Genomic DNA, 3,469 nt, shown 5'->3' on the forward strand with positions numbered 1-3,469 from the left:
AAGACAATATAGCAAAGTTGTGGAAGCAAGATGGCAATTTGATAGGAACTTTGCAAGGCCACACCAAGACAATTGCAAAAGTTATTTTTAGTCCTGACAGTAGGCTGGTGGCTACTGTCAGCCAAGACAATATAGCAAAGTTGTGGAAGCAAGATGGCAATTTGATAGGAACTTTGCAAGGCCACACCAAGACAATTGCAGAAGTTATTTTTAGTCCTGACAGTCAGCTTATTGCTACTGTCAGTTGGGATAACACAGTGAAGATGTGGAATCGCGACGGCTTACTGATTCAAACAATTGAGAAGTCTAGCAGCAGATTAGATCAATGGATTTCTGCCGGTAGCAGTCAAGTAAGATTCAGTCCCGACAGTCAGATGTTATTTGTCCCTAGCAATTACAACGACGTGCAACTCAGGGGTAGAAATGGAAAAGTGATTCAAACCCTCAAGGAGCATGATGGGCCAGTTCATAGCGCGATTTTTAGCCCCAACAGTCAGATTATTGCTACCACGAGTTCCCTTCTCAAGGTGAAACTTTGGAGGCGCAATGGGACTTTGATTACCACTTTACCGGGAACATCCGATGTCAGTTTTAGCCTTGACAGCCAACTGGTTGTCTTCGTTGATTTTTTTAATAGTGTCAAACTTTTGGGTATTGACGGGAAAGAAATCGCGGCGCTCGGAGATAATACCAATTATATCTCTAAAATTAGTTTCAGTCCTGACAGCAAAACTATTATTATATGGATAGGTAAGGATAACGTCAAACTTTACAACAGAGAAGGTCAAGTAATTGGAAATATTAAGAATGATGGCGATGACGTTCATGAAATTAGTGTTAGTCAAGATGGCAGACTAATTGCCTCTGTTGAGCGGAATAATGTAGTGAAGCTTTCGAGTAGTAATGGCAAGCTGATTCAATCCCTGAAGGGACATCACAATAAAATTACTTTAGTCAGTTTTAGCCCGGATAGTAAGATGCTTGCCACTGCGGACAAAGATAATACCATAAAGCTCTGGCAGAGTGACGGTACACTCGTTCTAACGCTTAAGGGACACGGAAACCGCGTTAGATGGGTGGACTTTGGAGCCAATGGCAAGACATTTGCTATTTCCAGTGTTGAAGATGTGGTGCAACTCTGGAATAGCGAACACAAAAAGATAGTTGCTACCTTAAAAGGACACCGCGATCGCATCAATAGTGTCAGTTTTAGTCCTACCAGTCAGCTCGTTGCCTCTGCCAGCGATGATAAAACTGTGAGACTATGGGATTTTGACGGTCATGCACTGCATATTTTAGACAAACATACAGATAAAGTAAATCGCGTCCGTTTTAGTCCAGATGGTAAGATACTTGCCTCGGCGAGTGATGACAAAAGCGTGAAAATTTGGAACTCTCAAGGTGGATTTATTAACACTCTTCAAGAACATAAAAGCCCTGTTCGGGATGTAATTTTCAATCCGAATAGTTCAACGATTGCCTCAGCTAGTGATGACAGCACTGCTATCCTCTGGGATTATCAAAGTGGCAAGCTTGAGCATCGCCTATCAGGACACACTGCGTCTGTTAAAAGTCTTAGTTTCAGCCCAAACGGTCAGATACTTGCCTCGGCTGACGATAATAATTTAGTGAAAATTTGGAGTCGCGATGGAATCTTACTAAAAAGCTTTAAGGAGGGAAGCTTTGGCGACGACAACATTAGCTTTACCTCTGATGGCAAGCAGATTTTTACTTGGGGTTATAATAAATTCTTGTTTTGGAGTATGAATCTTGATGAGCTTTTAGATATCGGTTGTCTGAAAGCACGGGATTATCTGAAAAATAACCCGAATTTACAGAAGAACGATCGCTCTCTTTGCGACTAGCTCTAAAATGGATAGTCAATAATTTCGGTATACTGAATTAAGTCTATCCTGTCAGGCGCCCGTGAAGAAGACTCTCAAACTCTCGAAAATTCGTTGCGGGCGATCGTTAAATCTTCTTCTTTTAACAGGTGATATCATGTCCCGTTGATTCGTCCTTATATGGGGGGGCGGGTTTATAAAGCTGTGGGCTTTAAAATTAAGAAAACTCGCGAACCCGACCCTACAGAACTTGACATTATACAAGAATGAATCAAGATGCTTAAGTATATAACTAATGACTACCGATCGAGCTTGCGCTGAAGTTGCCTCAGAGACTGGTACATTTCGGGCAAGCGGTTGTAGACGGCTGCGGCTTTGAGAAATAGTTTATGGGGAATTGCTGGAACGCCCGTCACGATCGCACCTGCGGGAACGTCGTTGTGAATTCCGGCTTTAGCAGTGGCGATCGCCCCATCTCCGATTTTAGCTTGATTAGCAATTCCCACTTGACCTGCCAAAATTACATTGTTGCCAATTTTTACCCCGCCGGCCATGCCGACTTGAGCGGCAAGCGCACAATTTTTTCCTACTTGACAGCCATGACCTACGTGTACTAAATTGTCAATTTTTGTATTTTGGCCGATGCGGGTTTCTCCGACAGCGGGTCTGTCGATCGTGCTGTTGCAGCCAACCTCAACGCCCTCTTCTAATACAGTGCAGCCAGACTGCTCCATTTTCACCCATCCTGTGGCTGTCGGCACGAACCCAAAACCTTCGCTCCCGATCGCCGCACCGCTGTGAATCACGCAATTTGCCCCGATGCGAGTACGTTCGTGAATGACACAGTTAGCGTGTAAAACTGTGCCGGGGCCTATTTCCGCATCTGGGTAAATTACGACATTTGGATGAATGCAAACGTTGCTGTCTATTTTGACTTTTGCTTGAATAACGACCTGGGGGCCGATATAGACATTTTCACCAATTTCTGCTGAGGGGTGAACCGCGGCTGAGGGATGAATTTCGGATGCTGGGCGAAACGGTTGATAGAAAAGGGCGATGGTTTGAGCAAACAGCAATCGCGGATCTGCTGCGGCAATCCAAGCAATGTTGCGATCGTCGCATTGAGCTTGGAGGCTTTCATCTAAGGGTAAAATTAAAGCCGAAGCATTTGTAGTGGCTGTATGAGCGGCAAATTTAGCACCTTCTATGTAACTGATTGTGCCCGATGCAGCTTCATCGACTGGGGCCGCGCCAGTAATTTCCGGATCGGCAGCAACCGACGCTGTGAGGCTGTGACTGGTGGCTAAGTTAAGTTTTTGTACTATTTCGCTAAACTTCATCTATAAAAATTTGTTGTTAATACGGATTTACCACTGTTAAAATTACCAGCTTTGGAGCACTATCTGAGCAGTTGGCCTTAAAAAAAAACAGTTCGCGATCGCACTCCGACTCCTCGAAACCAGGTTTTTCACCTCATCTGCGGGCTGCAACACGTCTTTTCGTCCCTCAAACCCGGTTTTTGGGCCCTATGGGTAAGTCCTGACCAAAAATTTCTTGATGGTACCCGCCACGTGATTTATCCGTGGAATCAATCCAAAATCGCAAATCGAAAATCCTCAAGCCCC

General features: G+C 44.5%; 1 protein-coding gene and 1 pseudogene. One reads left to right on the top strand and one right to left on the bottom strand.

All coding sequences use genetic code 11. The annotated features are described in order from the left end of the window. Positions 1-1,865, top strand: a pseudogene (locus tag QUB61_RS36910) (WD40 repeat domain-containing protein); the annotation flags it as partial. Positions 1,866-2,143: 278 nt separating this feature from the next. Here the strand turns inward: QUB61_RS36910 and lpxD are convergent. After that, a complete protein-coding gene (lpxD, locus tag QUB61_RS36915; RefSeq protein ID WP_333133651.1) occupies positions 2,144-3,184 on the bottom strand; it encodes a UDP-3-O-(3-hydroxymyristoyl)glucosamine N-acyltransferase in 1,041 nt (346 codons plus the stop codon). Positions 3,185-3,469 lie beyond the last annotated feature (285 nt).

The organism is Microcoleus sp. C2D2, from assembly GCF_036702495.1.
Classification (GTDB): domain Bacteria; phylum Cyanobacteriota; class Cyanobacteriia; order Cyanobacteriales; family Microcoleaceae; genus Microcoleus.

What these genes read in the sequence shown, in the direction of transcription:
- lpxD (WP_333133651.1), bottom strand. Translation starts at nt 3,184, where the DNA reads ATGAAGTTTAGCGAAATAGTACAAAAACTTAACTTAGCCACCAGTCAC.